Below are 16,742 nucleotides of genomic sequence, written 5' to 3'. Positions count from 1 at the left end.
GCCGGGGCGTTCCATCCACGACGAGATCGTGCACGAAATCCGACATCACCAAGGCTGATCTGGTGGAATCCGGCCTGCTCGACGACCTCGACCGTCGCCTGGCGCACGCGCTGCAGCTGGACGGCCGGGCGTCGTTCAGCACCATCGCGGCGGTGCTGGGTGTCTCGGACCAGACGATCGCGCGCCGGTACCGGAAGCTGCGGTCGGCCGGGGTGCTGCGGGTGGTCGGCGTGCCGGAGGCGGCACCGCTGGGCCAGGTCCACTGGCTGGTGCGGCTGCGCTGCGTCCCCGACGCGGCGGCGGCGATCGCGGCGGGACTGGCCCGCCGCGACGACACGCAGTGGGTGAGCCTGATGTCCGGCGGGACGGAGATCGTGTGCTTCGTCCGGGCGCCGCTGCGGGAGCAGGCGGACGGCTTGTTGCTGGGTCAGCTGCCGAGAACGCCCCGGGTGGTGTCGATGACGGCGTACCGGCTGCTGCGCCGTTTCGCGGGCGGCCCGGCGGGCTGGCCGGGCCGCGCCGGCGCGCTGTCGGCTTCGGAGGTGTCTTCGCTGCGCCGTATCCCTTCGGGCGGCCCCTACCGGCCGGAGCCGGAGGACGCGGCCTTGCTGGCCGCCCTGGCCCACGACGCCCGAGCCGATATGTCGACATTGGCGACGGCCTGCGGACGTTCGGAGTCGACGGTCCGCCGTCGCCTGGAGGCGTTGCGCGCATCGGGAGCGGTGTACTTCGACGTGGAGGTGGACGCGGCCCTGCTCGGCTACCCCCTGACGGCGACGCTCTGGCTGACGGTGGCGCCATCGGCATTGGAGTCGGCGGGCCGCGCACTGGCGGGCCACCCCCAGGTGGCATTCGCGGCGGCCACGACGGGCCCGGCCAACCTGGTGGCGAACGTGGGCTGCCGCGACGACGCGGCGTTGTATTCGTATTTGGCCGACGACCTGGGCGGGCTGCCGGGAGTGCAGCAGGTGGAGACGGCGCCGATGATCCGGACGCTGAAGCGCTTCGGCACGCTGGAGCCGGTGTAGCGCGGGCGACGCACTGCCTGTGGAAGACGATCAACCGGGAACTGTCGAAGGTGATGGACGGCAACGAAGAGCAGATCCGGTCGTTCCTGTCCGGGGTGGCAGCACGCCGGGCGGGTCAACGACCTCATCCACTCGGCGATGGTCGTCCGGCTTTGCCGAAGATCCTCGAACCCGGCGAGTCCATCGTCCGGTGTCCATCGCCGGCTTCCGGGAACGACCCGAGCCGGAAGTCCGGCCTGGCAGAGACCTAGGCAGAACTGCTCGGAATCGGCTGACCTATCGCGGCAGCATCGGCATCAGGTAGTACGTCAGCTCCACCTCCCCAGGCTCCGCAGCCCGCAGGATGCACGCCCGCATCCCCGGCTGGATCGACAGCACCACCCGTTCGCCCGCGAACGCCGCCAACGCGTCCAGCAGGTACCGGGCCTGGAACGACGGCGACGTCCGGCCGCCGCTGACGTCGGCCTTCAGCGTCTCCTCCGCCTCGCCCGTGTCCTGCCGGGCGCTTGCCAACCGGACCTGGGTGTCGCCGACCTCCAGAGTCAGGACTCGCCTGTCCTCCGCGTACACCCCCACGCGACGGACCGCCGCCACCAAGGCGTCCGCCTGCAGCGACACCGTTGTGTCCACCGTGCCCGAGGGGATCGAGTCCTCCGACAGGAAGCCCGCGTCGAGGACCGCCGTCGCGACCAGGCCTCCGTGCCAGCTCACCCCGAACCGGCCCGGGCCCACGTGCAGGCCCACCTTCCCACGCGCCTGCCGGGCCGCTTCCGACAGCAGGGCCGCCGGGACCAGGACGTCCAAGTTGCCCGGCGAGGACAGGGGCAGCCGGGCGACCGCCATCCGATAGCGGTCGGACGCCGTCAACGTCAGCCGATCACCGGCGGCCTGCACGCGGACGCCGGTGAACAGCGGCAGCGGGTCGTCCTTCGCCGCCGTGCCCGCGACGACCCGCAACGCCGAGGCGAACGCCGCTCCGTCCACTTCGGACACCTGGGCCGGTGGGTCCGGAGCAAGACCGGATTCGGACAACAGCGGTAGCGCGAACCGGGCGTTGTCCAGCCGCAACGCCAGGCGCGTGCCTTCGACGACCAGGCGGACCAGTTCCGTGTCCAGCACCTTCAGCGTCTCCGCCAGCGGGGCCGCGGGGATGACGACCGAGCCGTCGGTGTGCGTGGTCGCCGGACAGCCGAACCGGACGGCGAGGTCCGAGGCCACCCCGGCGACCGTCAGCCCGGCCGCGTCCGCCGCCAACCGCAGACCGGCGCGGGCGGGCAGCAGGCGTGACGCGGCGGAGACGGCCGCCGAGAGGCGGTGGGCAGGCGCGGTGACGTCCATGCCGGCAAGCTAGCGGCCGGCACCGACAAAAACCGCCGGACTACGCGTTGACCAGCTCGGGAACCGGAGCGGACGGGGCCGCGCGGACCGTGCCGCGCAGCAGCCACACGACCAGCGCGAGCACCAGCCCGGCCACACTCGCCGCCAGGAAGGCCGCGCCCGGGCCGGCGTGCTCGACGACGTACCCGCTGATCGACTGGCCGGCCGCCAGCCCCAGCGTCACGGCCGTGAGCACCCAGCCGAACGCTTCGGCCGCGGTCCCGGCCGGCGCGACCACCTCGATCGCCGTCGAGTGGGCCGTCGACTGCGGTGTGATCAACGCGCCCGCCAGCAGCATCATCAGCGCCAGGCCCCACAGCGAGGACGGCCACGCGAGCAGCGCGACCAGCGCACCGAACCCGCCGAGCAGGACCGGCAGCCGCAGGCCCAGCCGGCGTGGCCACGGCCGCAGGCTGTAGGCGACGCCGAACGCGACCGAGCTCAGCGACCACGCCGACAGCAGCAGGCCACCCACGGACGCGTGGCCCGCTTCGGTGGCCGAGGCCGGCACGGCGACCTCGACGAACCCGATCACGACGCCGAAGCCCAGTGCGGCGATGGCCAGCGTGCGCATGCCCGGGCTGGCCAGTGCGCCCAGCAGTGACTTCGAAGAACCCGGAACAGGGCCCCACGCCCGCACGGCCGGGCTCAGGGCGAACAGCACCGCGCCGGTGAACTGCAGCGCCACCCCGAGCACCAGGCCGGTGCCCGCCCACGGCGCCATGACCAGCAGCCCGGCCACGCCGGGGCCGAGGATGAAGAAGACCTCCATGCTGATCGCCTCGTACGAGTAGGCGGCGTTGCGCGGGCCGCCCGGCGGGAGCAGCCGTCCCCACAGCGCCCGCGACGCCGACCCGACCATCGGCTCGGTCAGCCCGGTGAGGGCGCCGAGCGAGACCAGCACGGCGGTCGCGGCGTGCGACTCGATGGCCGTGACCAGCGCGCTCATCGACAGCGCCAGCAGGACCGAGACGGTGAGCAGCGGCCGCGTCGGCCCGAACCGGTCGATCAGCCTGCCCTGCACCACCGCACCCGCCGAAACACCGACGAGTGAACCGGCCGAGACGAGCCCGGCGACGGCGAAGGAACCCGTCTCGCGCTGGACGTAGAGCAGGGCCGAGATGCCGATCATGGCGATCGGCAGGCGGGCGAGCACGGCCGCGACGACGGGCCACCGGACCGCCCGGGTCGTCAGCGCGGTCCGGTAGTCGGCGAGAGACGTGCGGCTTTCGTGGTTCGACACAGACTGGGACACGCGTACGAGTATGCCGCAGACTGGTACGTCAGTACCAGTTATTTGACGGTCAGGTGCGTCACCGGCAGACTGGCCGTAGATCTTGTGCTCGGCGCAAGAGATCTCGATCAGGTAACACTCACGATATTCTCCGTGGACTCCTGCAACGAAACGGCCCAGGCGGCGTCCTTGAGAGTGAATGGCCTTGAATTCGTGGGTATGGGCCGTGATGGTTGAACAACAGCACAGAAAAACCCAGCTCCCTCCGGCACACGGGTCGGGGCCTGGCCCGGAGGGCGGGGAGCGCGGATCGTCGGGGGATGGTCCGCGCAACAACGAAGAGCCGGTGCGCCACGTCGGGGGTGGCGCCCGGCTCTTTGTTGTGCGTCATGAAGAAGGCCTCCTCACCCGCCGGGGTGAGGAGGCCTTCGACGTAACGGACTCAGCGGGCCCGGCGGGCCAGGCGCTCCGGGTCGAGGATCAGCACGCTCTTGCCCTCGAGCCGCAGCCAGCCACGGTGGGCGAAGTCGGCGAGCGCCTTGTTGACGGTCTCGCGCGACGCCCCGACGTACTGGGCGATCTCTTCCTGGGTCAGGTCGTGCGTGACCCGCAGCAGGCCGGCCTCTTGGCTGCCGAACCGCTGCGCGAGCTGCAGCAGCGCCCGCGCCACGCGGCCCGGGACGTCGGTGAAGATCAGTTCGGCGACCATGTTGTTCGTCCGGCGCAGCCGGCGCGCGACGACGCGCAGCAGCTGCTCGGCGATCTCCGGGCGGGTCGAGATCCACTGCCGCAGCGCCGGGCGGTCCATGGTGACCGCGCGGACCTCGGTGACCGTGGTCGCGCTCGACGTCCGGGGGCCGGGGTCGAAGATGGACAGCTCGCCGAACATGTCGGACGGGCCGAAGATGCCCAGCAGGTTCTCGCGGCCGTCCGGGGACTTGCGGCCGATCTTCACCTTGCCGGACTGGATGATGTACAGCTTGTCGCCGGGTTCACCCTCGTTGAAGATGACATGGCCGCGGGGGAACTCCACGGATTCCAAGGTCTGGGCCAGCGCCTCCGCCGCTGCCGGCTCCACACCCTGGAAAATGCCCGCACGGGCCAGGGTTTCGTCCACCTCGGGTGCCTCCTCGTCGAGAAACGATCACGCTCCCCCGTGCCTGGAGGAGCGTGACGCCGATCACTTGCGCGTCAGTCTAGGGCGTACTCCCGAGATCGCTCGCCGGACTCGCGCACGGCGGAAACGATCTCGTTCGAACGTGGAGCCTAACTCCGCACACGACGCGCGCGTAGCCTGGCTGCCCGTCCGCCCAGCCTACGCAGCCGGAACAGCTCCAGCGCGCGGCCGATGCCGTGCCCGTAGAGCGCCCTGACCTCGTTGGGCTGCGCCTGCTCGAGGAACTCTTCGACCTCGTTCTCCTGCACCGCGACGTGCTTGAGCCTGCTCTCCACCCGCTCCATGAACAGCGCGAAGAACATGATGACCAAGGGGACCAGGATGACGAACCAGACGGTCATGACCGGACCCCGAAACACTCAGTGAGAAGCATGTACTCCAGATCCTCGCTCATGGCGGCCGGAAAACGCGCCGAGGTGGTGCTCTGGCGTGTCGGTCGTCCACCGGTGCAGTGCCCGGCTCGTCCGACGGCGCCCGTAGGCTATCGGGGTGCCACCTGCCACCACGAACGCCCCCCGTGAGGGCGCTGGTGAAAGCCGGTTAGCTCTGGTGAGACGCGCCAGGCGGATGAAGCGTTGCCTCGACGACGTGTATCCGGACGCCCACTGCGAGCTCGACTTCACCACGCCACTGGAACTGCTGGTCGCGGTCGTGCTGTCCGCGCAGACCACCGACGTCCGGGTGAACCTCGTCACGCCCGCGCTCTTCAAGCGCTACCGGACCGCCGCCGACTACGCGGGTGCCGACCGCACCGAGCTGGAGGAGTACCTCCGGAGCACCGGCTTCTACCGGGCGAAGGCGAACTCGGTGATGGGCCTGGGCGCGGCGCTGGTCGAGCGCTTCGACGGCGAGGTCCCGGCCAAGCTCGAAGACCTGGTCACCCTGCCCGGCGTCGGCCGCAAGACCGCCAACGTCGTCCTCGGCAACGCTTTCGACGTCCCGGGCATCACCGTCGACACCCACTTCGGCCGGCTGGTCCGGCGCTGGGGCTGGACGGCGGAGGAGGACCCGGTCAAGGTCGAGCACGCGATCGGCGAGCTGATCCCCCGCAAGGAGTGGACGATGCTCTCGCACCGGGTGATCTTCCACGGCCGCCGCGTCTGCCACGCCAAGAAGCCGGCCTGCGGCGCCTGCCCGCTGGCCAGGGACTGCCCGTCGTACGGCACCGGCCCGACCGGGTTCGACGAAGCCGCGAAGCTGGTCAAAGGCGTCGAGAAGGACCACATCCTGGCCATGGCTGCGCCTCGGTGACGAGAGTCACCAAGTGGGCGTTGGCCGCCGCCGTGCTGGCGGTGGCGCTGCTCGTCGCGCTGCTGCCGCGCGGAGGTGACGACCCGGCCGCGAAGCCGTCGGAGGACCTTGCGCCCGCCCGGGCCGCGGCGGCGCTCCAGCCGTGCCCGGCACCGGGGCCGGCGCAGCCGGTGAAGCAGCTCGAAGGCGTCACGGCGGAGTGCCTCGGCGACGGCGTGCGCGTTGACGTCGGCAAGGCCCTCGCCGGTGCTCCGGTGCTGGTCAACGTGTGGGCGTCGTGGTGCGAGCCGTGCCGGACCGAGCTGCCCGTGTTGCAGGAGTACGCGCAGCGGCCGGGTGCCGTGCGCGTGCTCGGCGTCCAGGTGCAGAGCCCGGCGAAGGACGGCCTGGACCTGCTGGCGAAGCTGGGCGTGCACCTGCCCTCGGTGTACGACGGCAACGGGCAGACCGGCCCGGTCCGGGCCGCGCTGAAGGTGCCTTCGGCGCTCCCGGCGTCCTACTTGGTCACCGCCGGCGGTGTGGTGCGGTTCATCGCGAATCCTCGCTCGTTCGTGAACACTGACCAGGTGCGCGCGGCAGTCGAGGGGGCAAGGTGATCGGACCACTGGTCGAACCCGAGTCGGTTCCCGAGTGGCTCCGGCCGCTGGTCAAGGTGAGCGGCGAGGTCGACGCCAAGACGTTCACGCGGTTCAGCCCACCCGAAGACGCCTACCCGCGTCCCGCCGCGGTGCTCATCCTCTTCGGCGAGCGCGAAGCCGACGGCGAGCCGGACATCCTGCTGCAGCGCCGCGCCGACACGCTGGGCTCGCACGCCGGCCAGGTCGCCTTCCCCGGCGGCGGCGCCGAGGATGGCGACGGCGGCCCGGTCGGGACCGCGCTGCGCGAGGCCGAAGAAGAGACCGGCGTGGTCCCCTCCGGCGTCCGGCCGATCGCAGTGCTGCCAGAACTGTTCGTGCCCGTGTCCGGGTTCGCCGTGACGCCGGTGCTGGCGCACTGGGCGGAACCGTCGCCGGTGCACGCGGTCGACCCGGCCGAGACGGCGTCGGTCGCGCGCGTCGCCATCGCCGACCTGGTCGACCCGGCCAACCGGTTCACGGTGCAGAAGAAGGGCATGCCCTGGAAGGGGCCGGCCTTCGAGGTCGGCGGCCTGTTCGTGTGGGGGTTCACCGCCGGGCTGCTGTCGGTTCTCCTGAGCCTGGGAGGCTGGGAGCGCGAATGGGACCCGGGCGACGTCCGGGACCTCGACGAGGCGCTGGCCGCGTTCCAAGCGCGAGTGTTGGAAGGGTGACGCGGTGAACTGGGTCGATGTCGTGGTGCTGCTGCTGGCCGTGCTGGCGGCGGTGTCCGGCGCATACCAGGGTGTGATCATCGCGCTGCCGTCGCTGGTCGGCGTCGTGCTCGGGGCGGTCGCCGGGATCAAGCTCGCGCCGGTCGTGGTCTCGTTCTTCGACGACCCGGTCTGGAAGGTCGCCTTCGCGGTGGCGACCGTGGTCTTCCTGGTCGCCTTCGGCGAGGCGATCGGCGTCTACGTGGGCCGCCGGCTGCGGCAGAAGATCAACCCGGACAAGCTCTCCGGCATCGACAAGACGCTCGGCGCGGTCGTGCAGGCCCTGGTCGTGTTCGTGGTGGCGTGGCTGATCGCGACGCCGCTGACGGCCGTGTCCGGCGCGCCGTGGCTGGCCAAGGCGATCAACAACTCGGTGGTGCTCGGCAAGGTCAACGACACCATGCCGGAGGCCGCCCAGGGCTTCCCGAGCCAGCTGCGCAAGCTGCTCGACGCGTCCGGCTTCCCCTCCATCGTGGACCCGTTCCAGAAGGCGCCGACGGCGGACACCTCGCCGCCGGACCCGGCGCTGCAGAGCAGTGGGATCGTCCAGCAGTTGCACGGCAGCGTGGTCAAGATCCGCGGCAGCGCGAGTTCGTGCTCGCGCTCGCTCGAAGGCAGCGGATTCGTGATCGCGCCGCAGCGGGTGATGACGAACGCGCACGTCGTGGCCGGTACCGACACCGTCGGCATCGAGACGACCCAAGGCGACTACCCCGCGCGCGTCGTCTACTTCGACCCGGAGGTCGACATCGCGGTGCTCGCGGTACCGCGGCTGAAGGCCGAGCCGCTCCCGTTCGCGCCGGAGACGGCGGGGGCGGGCGACAGCGCGGTCGTGCTCGGTTACCCGCTTGACGGCCCGTACCGGGCGACGCCGGCGCGCGTGCGCGGCCGGATCAACCTGCGCGGCCCGGACATCTACGAGGCGAACACCGTGCAGCGGGACGTCTTCACGGTCCGCGCCGAGATCCGCAGCGGCAACTCCGGCGGCCCGATGGTGACCCCGGACGGCAAGGTCATCGGCGTCGTCTTCGGTGCGGCGGTGGAGGACCCGGAGACCGGCTTCACGCTGACGGCCGAGCAGGTGCGCGCCGAAGTCGACGCGGCGCCGTCCCAGACGACGAACGTGTCCACCGGCTCCTGCGCGGCCTAACGCCCGAAGCGCAGCGCAAGACCGTCCAGCAGGGCCCGCATGCCCGACTCGAAGATGTTGTCCAAGACCAGGTCATAGCCGGTCCGCTCGAGTTCGCGGAGCATCTCGGCGAACACCGGGCGCCCCGTGGTCATCGGCCCCATCGAGGGGAGCTGGCGGTCCATCCACTGGTCCTCGGACAGCCCGGATGAAGCCAGCGCGTGCTGCTCGCGTTCGAGGTGGATCGCGAGGCCCTGGACGTAGCTGAAGAACAGGACGTGCAGGTCGCACAGCGCCGCCGCGTCGACGCCGAGCTCGGACAACGCCGTCAGCGCCCATTCGCCGTGCATGCCGAGGTTGGGCAGGGGCAGCGGCCGGGTGATCGGCCCCAGCTGAGCCAGCCACGGGTGCCGCCGGAAGAGCGCCCAGAGCGTCCGGCCGCCGAGCGTCAGCCGTTCGCGCCAGTCGCCGGACGGCTTCGCGGGATAACCGCGCTCGCCGAACGCGGCGTCGGCCATGAGCAGCACCAGCTCGTCCTTGCCCCGCACGTACCGGTACGGCGCCATCGCCGCGACCCCGAGCCGGGCGGCGACGCCGCGCATGGACAGGGCGCCGAGGCCCTCGGTGTCGGCGATGGCGACGGCGGTCCGCACGAGCTGCTCGCGGGTCAGCCCTCGCTGAGCGCCGCGGCGGTCCCGGTCGGCGACGACCGTGCCGGACCGCGGTTCGGCACGGACGAGGCCTTCCTGGCTCAGCTGGGCGAGCGCCTTCGCCGCGGTCGCCATCGCGACCCCGTGGTCGGCCGCGAGCCGCCGGGTCGAGGGCACCCGGGCACCCGGCGGGAGGTCGCCGCGCACGATCCGCTCCCGCAGTGCGTCGGCGATGGCCACGTACTTCACGACGTCTCCTGACCTAGTACAGACGGCCATCTGTACTAGTACAGAAATAGCCTGCGAGCAGTTCATTCTCCACAGTGGAGCGTACAAGCGTACGACTCTGGAGGAAACCATGCGGAACGTCCTGATCTCCGGCGCCGGTGTGGCCGGCGGCACCCTGGCCCGGCTCTTGGCCCGTTCGGGCTGGGCGGTGACCGTGGTGGACCGGGCGCCCGGCCCGCGCACCGGCGGCCAGGCGATCGACGTGCGCGGCGTCGCCCTCGACGTCGTCGACGAGCTGGGGCTCGGCGACCGGATGCGCGCACTGCGCACCCGGATGCGCGGGATGTCCTTGGTGGACGGCGACGGCCACGAGCTGTTCCGGTCGGAGGAGCACACCTTCACCAGCGGACGGCTGGACAGCGCCGACTTCGAAATCCTGCGCGACGACGTCGTCGCGATGCTGCTGGAGGCGCCCGGCGTCGAGTACGTCTTCGGCGACTCGATCACCGCCCTGACCGACGAGGCGCACGGCGTGCGCGTCGGCTTCGAGCGCGGCGGCTCCCGGACGTTCGACGTGGTCGTCGGGGCGGACGGCCTGCACTCGGCGGTGCGGCGGCTGGCCTTCGGCCCGGAGGAGGACTTCACCCGCCACCTCGGGCAGTACCTGGCGATCTTCCCGACGGCCAACTTCCTGGGCCTCGAGGACTGGCAGGTCTGGTTCCGGCACGAGCACACCGGGGGCGTGGCCTATCCCGTCCGGGACAACACCGAGCTCCGCGTGACCCTCGGCTTCGGCTCGGAACCGCTGCCGCGGATGGCCGTCCCGGAGCAGAAGCGGCTGATCGCCGAGCGGCTCGGCGGCGTCGGCTGGGAAGTCCCGAAGCTCCTCGAAGCCATGGCCGCCGCCGACGTCTTCTACTTCGACGCCATGGCCCAGATCCACCTCGACCGCTGGTCGGCCGGCCGGGTCGTGCTGGTCGGCGACGCCGGCTACTGCGCCTCGGCGCTGTCCGGCCAGGGGACGAGCCTCGCGCTGGTCGGCGCGTACGTCCTCGCACAGGAACTGGATCGGGCCACCCACGATGCGGCCTTCGCGGCCTACGAACGGCGGATGCGGCCCTTCGTCGCGCTCAACCAGGCGCTGGCCACCGAAAATCCCGAAGGACCGGCGTCGGAGGAGTCGGTCGAGCGGGCGAAGAACGCCATCAGTCTCGCTTGAGGAAGCCCGCCAGGGCCGCCGACGTGCGGTCCGGCACCTCGAGGTGGGGGAAGTGCCCGACGTCCGGCCAGATCTCCGGCTCGGCGTGCGGGCCCGCCCAGCGCGTCGACGACGTCGCCGTCTCCGGGAGGATGCAGGTGTCGTCGGCGCCGTGGAGCTGCAGCGTCGGCGCGGCGATCCGGGCGCCGACGGCGTCGGTGAACCGGCGGCCCTCGCCGCGGAACTGGGCGCGGAACGCCCACCGGTAGTACTCGAGCGCGCTGTGCGCGACCCCGGGCACGAGCATCGCCTGGCGGAACGCCTCGACACTGCCGGTGAAGTCCGAAGTGGACCGCCAGCGACGGCCGGCCCAGCCGCCGAACAGGTCCTCGACGGCTTGGGCGTCGTCCTTCACCAGCCACTTCTCCGGAGCCATCGGCACCTGGAAGCGGAAGAGGTGCCCGGCCGCGCGGCCCTGGCCGCGCCACGGGCGGGCCGCGCCCGAGCGCAGGGCGAGCGGGTGGGCGGCACCGATCGCCGTCACCGAGGACACCAGCCGCGGGTGCAGCGCCGCGACCGTCCAGGCGAGCATGCCGCCCCAGGCGTGCCCGACGAGGTGGGCGCGGCGCGCTCCGAGCGACTTGATCAGCCCGCCGACGTCACCGGCGAGCGTCCACGCGTCGTAGCCGCGGGGCGGCTTGTCCGAGTCGCCGTAGCCGCGCAGGTCGACGGCGACCGCGCGGAACCCGGCGTCGGCCAGTGCCGGCAGCTGGTGGTGCCAGGTCCACCAGAACTCGGCGAACCCGTGCAGCAGCACCACGACCGGCCCGTCGCCGAGCTCGGCGACGTGCAGGCGGATGCCGTTCGCGGACAGGTCGCGGTGCACCCACGGGCCGTCGAGCCGGACGATCGACGGGTCGGGGGACGCGTGCAACGACTTCAGTCGCGCGTGGTCAAGCCGGCTTCGGGCGCGCGCTGCGGCTTGAGCGCGGCGGCGGTCTCCTTGACGCTGGCGATGGTCCGCTCCGGTGCCTTGAACTTCTTCACCTTGCGGTAGCCGAGGAACCCGGCCACGCCCGCGACGATCAGGATCAGGAAGAACACGATGCCGAAGGCGATCCAGCGGTAGCGCACCCACTCGGCCAGCCCCTCGGCCGCGAAGAAGAACAGGAAGAAGGTGCTGTACAGGAAGACCGTCAGCGCGATCAGGAAGAAGACGGCCCCCTTGAGGCCCTTCTTCACCTCGCCGACGAGCTCGGACTTCGCCAGTTCCATCTCGGCCCTGACCAGGGTCGAGATGTGCTGGGTCGCGTCGCCGACCAGGCGGCCGAGCGACTGGTCGCCGGGGATGTCGGAAGCGGAGGACAGCGGGAGGTAAGGCACGGCCCCCACGCCGTCGGGGCCGGTGCGTTCGTGCTTGGGGCTGCTCACCGGGTCATCGTGCCATGTGTCCCTTTACCGGGCGCGGCGGCGTAGCCTTCAGCCGCTATTGGGGGTCCAGGGGGCTCGCCCCCGGCTGGGGTCTGGGGCTTGGCCCCAGAGGTCACAGTGTCGCGAGATCACTCCACTTGGGCGTGCGCCCGGCTGCGCCGGAGGAGCAACGCCGCGCCCAGCAGGGACGCCACCGCCGACGCGATCAGCACCGCGGCCTTCGCCAGCTCACTGGTGCCTTCCGGCAGCGACAGCTCCGCGATCAGCAGGCTCACGGTGAACCCGACCCCGCCGAGCACGGACAACGCGGCCATGTCCCGCCAGCCCATTCCGCGTGGCTTCTCCGCCGCGCGCAGCTTCACGGCGAGCAGGCTGGCCCCGAGGATGCCGACGACCTTGCCGCCGAGCAGCCCGGCGAGCACCGCGAGCGGCAACGCCGTCGTGAAGACCTTGCCGAGCGAGTCGCCGCTGACCGAGATCCCGGCCGCGAACAACGCGAACACCGGCACGGCGACGGCCGCCGACCACGGCTGGAGCCGGTGCTCGAGCCGTAGCGCGGGCGCCTCCGCCTCGCCCTCGTCGGCGCGGACGCGGGTGAGCAGGCCCAGCGCGACGCCGGCGATCGTGGCGTGGATGCCCGCCGAGTGCACCGCCACCCAGGTGATCAGCGCCAAGGGGACGTACAGCCACGGCGTCCGGACCCGGCGGTGCTGCAGGAACGCGTACAGCGCGAGCGCGACGACGGCGACGGCCACCGCGACCAGGTCGAAGCCCGACGTGAACAGCACGGCGATGACGACGATCGCGCCGAGGTCGTCCACCACGGCCAGGGAAAGCAGGAAGACGCGGGCGCTCGACGGCAGGTTCGACGCGGTCAGCGCCAGCACGCCGAGCGCGAACGCGATGTCCGTGGCGACGGGGATGGCCCAGGCCCGCTCGATGCCCGGCGTCCCCCAGCCGACGGCCAGCGCGACGAGCGCGGGTACGGCCATGCCGCCGATCGCGGCGACGACCGGCAGGACCGCCTGCTTGAAGCGCGACAGCTCGCCGATGACGAGCTCGCGCTTGAGCTCCAGCCCGGCGACGAAGAAGAACAGGGCGAGCAGGCCGTCCTTCGCCCAGTCGCCGACCGTCAGGTTCAGGTGGAGGAACTCCGGGCCGAGCCGGAAGTCGCGCAGTGCGTGGTAGCTGTCCCGCAGCGGCGAGTTGGCCCAGAGCAGCGCCACCGCCGTCGCGCCGAGCAGGATGAGCCCGCCGGTCGTCTCGGTGCGCAGGTAGCGGGCGAATTCGCTGAACGGGCGGGTCATCGGGGCGGCTCCAGGGGTCGCTGATCACTGTTGCCGACCAGACTTCCCGGCGCACCTCGGTCCAGTTTACCGGCTCTTTGTCACGCATTGTCATGACCGCCGCCACACGTCGTGCCGGTGGTGGGTCACGCGGTGGGCTCATAACATGCCAATCGACAACGAAGTCCCCAGGACAAAGGAAGACGAGTTGTGAGCACCTCCACCGAGGTCCAGCAGGACACGAGGTTCTTCGGGCACCCACGAGGACTGGCGAACCTCTTCGGCGTCGAGATGTGGGAGCGGTTCTCCTACTACGGGATGCTCGGCATCCTGCCGATCTACCTCTACTACCGGGTCGAACAGGGTGGGCTGGGCCTCGCGCAGGAGTCCGCGCTTGGCATCGTCGGTGCGTACGGCGGCCTGGTGTACCTGTCGGCCGTCATCGGGGCGTGGGTGGCCGACCGCCTCTTCGGCTCCGAGCGGACGCTGTTCTACAGCGCCGTGCTGATCATGATCGGCCACATCAGCCTGGCCCTGCTGCCGGGCCTGGCCGGCATCGGCGTCGGCCTCGTGTGCGTCGCGGTCGGCAGCGGCGGGCTGAAGTCCAACGCCACGGCGATCGTCGGCACCCTCTACGCCGAGGGCGACGAGCGGCGCGACGCGGGCTTCACGATCTTCTACATGGGCGTCAACCTCGGTGGTTTCGTCGGCCCGCTGCTGACCGGGCTGGCGCAGACCCAGGTCGGCTTCCACCTCGGGTTCGGCCTCGCGGCGATCGGGATGGCCCTCGGCCTGACCCAGTACACGTTCGGCCGCAAGAACCTCGGCGACAAGGCCAAGGAGGTGCCGAACCCGCTGCCGGCTTCCCGGCGCGCGCTGGCGATCGGTGCCGCCGTCGTGCTGGTCGCCGCGGTCGTGGGGCTGGTCGTCACCGGTGTCGTCAACCCGGGCAACCTCGCCGACGTCGTCGTGTGGGTGGTCGGCGTGATTTCGGTGATCTACTTCCTCGTCATCCTGACCAGCGGCAAGATCACCGGCGTCGAGCGCAGCCGGGTGTTCTCGTTCATCCCGATGTTCATCGCCAGCGCGGTGTTCTTCTCGCTGTACCAGCAGCAGTTCACGGTCGTCGCGGCCTACACCGACCAGCGGCTGAACCGGAGCCTGTTCGGCTGGGAGATGCCGGTGTCCTGGGTCAACTCGATCAACCCGGTGTTCATCATCGTCTTCGCCCCGGTCCTCGCGGCGCTGTGGACGAAACTCGGCGAGCGGCAGCCGTCGACGCCGATGAAGTTCGTCCTCGGCACGGTGCTGATGGGCGCGGCGTTCCTGCTGTTCCTGCCGATGGTGGGCAGCGGCAAGAACGCGAGCCCGATCCTGGCGATGGTCGGCATCCTGTTCGTGTTCACGATCGCCGAGCTGTGCCTCTCGCCGGTGGGGCTGTCGCTGTCGACGAAGCTCGCCCCGGCGGCGTTCCGGACGCAGATGGTGGCGCTGAACTTCCTGTCGATCTCGTTCGGCACGGCGATGTCCGGCAAGCTCGCCGAGTACTACTCCGTCGACGACGAGGCGCCGTACTTCAGCACGGTCGGCTTGGTCGCCATCGGTGTCGGCGTGCTGCTGTTCTTGGGCATTCCCTTCATCCGCAAGCTGATGAAGGGCGTCCATTAGCCCACGGTGACCCCGAAGATCACGCCGACGAAGTAGGTCACGACCATGGTGAGGGCGCCGACGCCGACGTTCCGGAGGATCGCGCGCCCCACGTTCGCGTCGCCGAGCCTCGCGCTGACCCACCCCGTCAGCGTGAGGCCGACGACGACCGCGGCCGCGCACGCCCACACCCGCAGGGAGACACCGGCCCACGCGATGGACAGGATCGGCAGCAGCGCGCCGACCGAGAACGCGACGAGCGACGCCCACGCGGCCTGCCACGGGCTGGTGAGGTTGTCCGGGTCGATGCCGAGCTCGGCCTCCGCGTGCGCCTGCAGGGCGTCCTTTTCGGTCAGTTCGCGGGCGACCTGGCTCGCCAGCTCCGGCGAGAGGCCCTTGTCTTCGTAGATTTCGGCGAGCTCGCGCTCCTCGGCCTCCGGCATCATCTTGAGTTCCTGCTTTTCGAGCCGGAGCAAGGCCTGTTCGGTGTCGCGCTGGGTGCTCACGGAAACGTATTCCCCGCCGGCCATGGAAAAGGCGCCGGCGACGAGCCCGGCGATTCCGGCGGTCAGGATGGTCGTGCTTTCCGTGGTCGCCCCGGCCACCCCGACGACGATGCCGGCCACGGACACGATGCCGTCGTTCGCGCCGAGCACCCCGGCCCGCAGCCAGTTCAGCTTCCCGCCCACACCCTGGTGCGGTTCGTGAGCGTGTTCCACGGCGTCACCGTCGATCGTTTCGGTCACCGGACCAGTGAAACACGGAAGCGGAATCGTGGCGAGACTTGGTCTTTTGTCAGGCGCGCCTAAATAACGGCTGCCTTACCTAAGCTGGTCCTGTGTGGACTCTCAGCCGAGCCGGGTCATGATGGCGGCATGGAAGAGCAGGTGTGGCAGCCGCTGGTCACGGTGGAGGGCCTGCCGCTGGTCGGCGGCGAGGGCCGGTTCCGGCTGCTGGAGACGGCCTCGAGCGGCTTGGCCTACTTGATCCACTACCCGGCTGGCGTGTCATCACTGATCCACGCGCACGACCACGACTCGATCGTCTACGTCCTGTCGGGCCGCTTGCGTGGCGCGGTCGACGGCGTGGAAGCGGTGCTCGAACCAGGGGATTCGGTGCTGCACCCGCGCGGGGTGGCCCACCACGTCGAGGCGCTGACGGACTCCATGTGGGTCGAGTTCAAGTCACCCCTGCCGGAGCGTCCGCCGATCGCCTGAAGAGCGGAAACGCCCGGCCCCGCCGATGCGGAACCGGGCGCTTCTCGGAGTGAAGTCTCAGGCGTCCAGCTCGGCGAGGGCCTGCTTGGCCTTCTCGAGCTCGGCCTCCAGCGCCGCGACCTTCGCCGCCTGCGCCTCGCGGGCCTGGTTGATCACCTCGTCGATCGGGCCGGACAGGTCGCTGTGCAGCTCCTTCGCTGCCCGCGAAACCGCCGCGGCCGGGATCTCGAGGCCCTTCGCGACCCACTTCGAGCCGTTCTTCAGCTCGGCCTGCCACTCGCCGTCGGCGGTGCCGGTGACCGTCAGGATCAGCTCGACCGTGCGGGTCTTCTTCGCCGTCGACGCCGTCGCCGCACCCTTCGGGCGGCCGCGCTTCGGCTTCGGGGCCTCTTCCTCGGCGGCCGGCTCAGCCGAACCCTCCGAGGGCGAGGCCGGGGACGCGGACTCGGTGACGGTCGCCTCGTCGGCGGAAACCTCCGGAGTCGAAGCCGGAGCCTCGGCCGGAGCCGAAGCCGTTTCCTCGTCGTGCGTCAGGACATCCACGGTCATCGTCGTGTCGTCT

18 protein-coding genes are annotated in these 16,742 nt (G+C 71.0%); 8 read left to right on the top strand and 10 right to left on the bottom strand.

Annotated elements, in window-relative coordinates:
- Positions 1 to 62: 62 nt before the first annotated feature.
- Positions 63 to 1,028 carry an Lrp/AsnC family transcriptional regulator gene (locus tag ACFVYA_RS17505; RefSeq protein WP_387046091.1) on the top strand — a complete coding sequence of 322 codons (966 nt, stop codon included), beginning with the start codon at positions 63 to 65 and terminating at the stop codon, positions 1,026 to 1,028.
- Between the two features lie 276 nt (positions 1,029 to 1,304).
- On the opposite strand, the gene ACFVYA_RS17500 is transcribed toward ACFVYA_RS17505, so the two are convergent.
- The 4 genes from ACFVYA_RS17500 to ACFVYA_RS17485 all read right to left on the bottom strand — a co-directional run bounded on the left by ACFVYA_RS17500 (position 1,305) and on the right by ACFVYA_RS17485 (position 5,157).
- On the bottom strand, positions 1,305 to 2,366 hold the full coding sequence (locus ACFVYA_RS17500; protein WP_387046088.1) for a DNA polymerase III subunit beta: 1,062 nt from the start codon (positions 2,364 to 2,366) through the stop codon (positions 1,305 to 1,307).
- 40 nt (positions 2,367 to 2,406) lie between these two features.
- Positions 2,407 to 3,660, bottom strand: coding sequence for an MFS transporter (locus ACFVYA_RS17495; protein WP_387046086.1), 1,254 nt, complete (start codon positions 3,658 to 3,660; stop codon positions 2,407 to 2,409).
- Positions 3,661 to 4,081: 421 nt separating this feature from the next.
- Entirely contained in the window at positions 4,082 to 4,756 is a 675-nt protein-coding gene (locus ACFVYA_RS17490; RefSeq protein WP_003081747.1) for a Crp/Fnr family transcriptional regulator, read from the bottom strand.
- Positions 4,757 to 4,905: 149 nt separating this feature from the next.
- The gene (locus ACFVYA_RS17485) at positions 4,906 to 5,157 is read right to left on the bottom strand and encodes a hypothetical protein (protein WP_013230551.1); all 252 of its coding nucleotides are present in this window, start codon (positions 5,155 to 5,157) and stop codon (positions 4,906 to 4,908) included.
- Between the two features lie 226 nt (positions 5,158 to 5,383).
- Between ACFVYA_RS17485 and nth the strand changes: the two genes are divergently transcribed.
- Genes nth through ACFVYA_RS17465 form a run of 4 tightly spaced genes read left to right on the top strand, consistent with a single transcriptional unit; the run spans position 5,384 to position 8,544 of the window.
- Entirely contained in the window at positions 5,384 to 6,067 is a 684-nt protein-coding gene (gene nth / locus ACFVYA_RS17480) for an endonuclease III (protein ID WP_285987028.1), read from the top strand.
- Positions 6,064 to 6,663 carry a TlpA disulfide reductase family protein gene (locus tag ACFVYA_RS17475; RefSeq protein ID WP_285987027.1) on the top strand — a complete coding sequence of 200 codons (600 nt, stop codon included), beginning with the start codon at positions 6,064 to 6,066 and terminating at the stop codon, positions 6,661 to 6,663. Before nth ends, ACFVYA_RS17475 begins: the two co-directional genes overlap by 4 nt.
- Complete coding sequence (locus ACFVYA_RS17470; protein ID WP_387046083.1) at positions 6,660 to 7,355, top strand: NUDIX hydrolase; 696 nt, start codon at positions 6,660 to 6,662, stop codon at positions 7,353 to 7,355. Before ACFVYA_RS17475 ends, ACFVYA_RS17470 begins: the two co-directional genes overlap by 4 nt.
- A 4-nt stretch (positions 7,356 to 7,359) precedes the next feature.
- Entirely contained in the window at positions 7,360 to 8,544 is a 1,185-nt protein-coding gene (locus tag ACFVYA_RS17465) for a MarP family serine protease (RefSeq protein ID WP_387046080.1), read from the top strand.
- On the opposite strand, the gene ACFVYA_RS17460 is transcribed toward ACFVYA_RS17465, so the two are convergent.
- Positions 8,541 to 9,422 (bottom strand): GntR family transcriptional regulator, encoded by an 882-nt coding sequence (locus ACFVYA_RS17460; protein ID WP_387046078.1) that lies wholly within the window; start codon positions 9,420 to 9,422, stop codon positions 8,541 to 8,543. The genes ACFVYA_RS17465 and ACFVYA_RS17460 overlap by 4 nt on opposite strands.
- Before the next feature lie 109 nt (positions 9,423 to 9,531).
- Here ACFVYA_RS17460 and ACFVYA_RS17455 point away from each other — a divergent pair, with 109 nt between their 5' ends.
- The gene (locus tag ACFVYA_RS17455; RefSeq protein ID WP_387046076.1) at positions 9,532 to 10,620 is read left to right on the top strand and encodes an FAD-dependent monooxygenase; all 1,089 of its coding nucleotides are present in this window, start codon (positions 9,532 to 9,534) and stop codon (positions 10,618 to 10,620) included.
- Here ACFVYA_RS17455 and ACFVYA_RS17450 read toward each other — a convergent pair.
- The 3 genes from ACFVYA_RS17450 to nhaA all read right to left on the bottom strand — a co-directional run bounded on the left by ACFVYA_RS17450 (position 10,607) and on the right by nhaA (position 13,337).
- On the bottom strand, positions 10,607 to 11,533 hold the full coding sequence (locus tag ACFVYA_RS17450; RefSeq protein WP_285987022.1) for an alpha/beta fold hydrolase: 927 nt from the start codon (positions 11,531 to 11,533) through the stop codon (positions 10,607 to 10,609). The genes ACFVYA_RS17455 and ACFVYA_RS17450 overlap by 14 nt on opposite strands.
- Before the next feature lie 5 nt (positions 11,534 to 11,538).
- Entirely contained in the window at positions 11,539 to 12,030 is a 492-nt protein-coding gene (locus tag ACFVYA_RS17445) for a phage holin family protein (protein ID WP_387046073.1), read from the bottom strand.
- A 128-nt stretch (positions 12,031 to 12,158) separates the two neighbouring features.
- A complete protein-coding gene (gene nhaA, locus ACFVYA_RS17440) occupies positions 12,159 to 13,337 on the bottom strand; it encodes a Na+/H+ antiporter NhaA (protein ID WP_387046071.1) in 1,179 nt (392 codons plus the stop codon).
- 189 nt (positions 13,338 to 13,526) lie between these two features.
- On the opposite strand from nhaA, the gene ACFVYA_RS17435 reads away from it, so the two are divergent.
- On the top strand, positions 13,527 to 14,984 hold the full coding sequence (locus ACFVYA_RS17435) for a peptide MFS transporter (protein WP_387046069.1): 1,458 nt from the start codon (positions 13,527 to 13,529) through the stop codon (positions 14,982 to 14,984).
- Here the strand turns inward: ACFVYA_RS17435 and ACFVYA_RS17430 are convergent.
- A complete protein-coding gene (locus ACFVYA_RS17430) occupies positions 14,981 to 15,709 on the bottom strand; it encodes a VIT family protein (protein WP_387046067.1) in 729 nt (242 codons plus the stop codon). The two genes, ACFVYA_RS17435 and ACFVYA_RS17430, sit on opposite strands and share 4 nt — an antisense overlap.
- A gap of 129 nt (positions 15,710 to 15,838) precedes the next feature.
- On the opposite strand from ACFVYA_RS17430, the gene ACFVYA_RS17425 reads away from it, so the two are divergent.
- Positions 15,839 to 16,180, top strand: a complete 342-nt coding sequence (locus ACFVYA_RS17425) for a cupin domain-containing protein (protein WP_387046064.1) — start codon at positions 15,839 to 15,841, stop codon at positions 16,178 to 16,180.
- 57 nt (positions 16,181 to 16,237) lie between these two features.
- Here ACFVYA_RS17425 and ACFVYA_RS17420 read toward each other — a convergent pair whose 3' ends face one another.
- Positions 16,238 to 16,729, bottom strand: a complete 492-nt coding sequence (locus ACFVYA_RS17420) for a DUF6319 family protein (RefSeq protein WP_285987017.1) — start codon at positions 16,727 to 16,729, stop codon at positions 16,238 to 16,240.
- Positions 16,730 to 16,742: the final 13 nt, after the last annotated feature.

It is taken from the genome of Amycolatopsis sp. NPDC058278, assembly GCF_042881395.1.
In the GTDB taxonomy this organism is placed as follows: domain Bacteria; phylum Actinomycetota; class Actinomycetes; order Mycobacteriales; family Pseudonocardiaceae; genus Amycolatopsis.
This window is presented reverse-complemented; position numbering and strand designations above follow the sequence as displayed.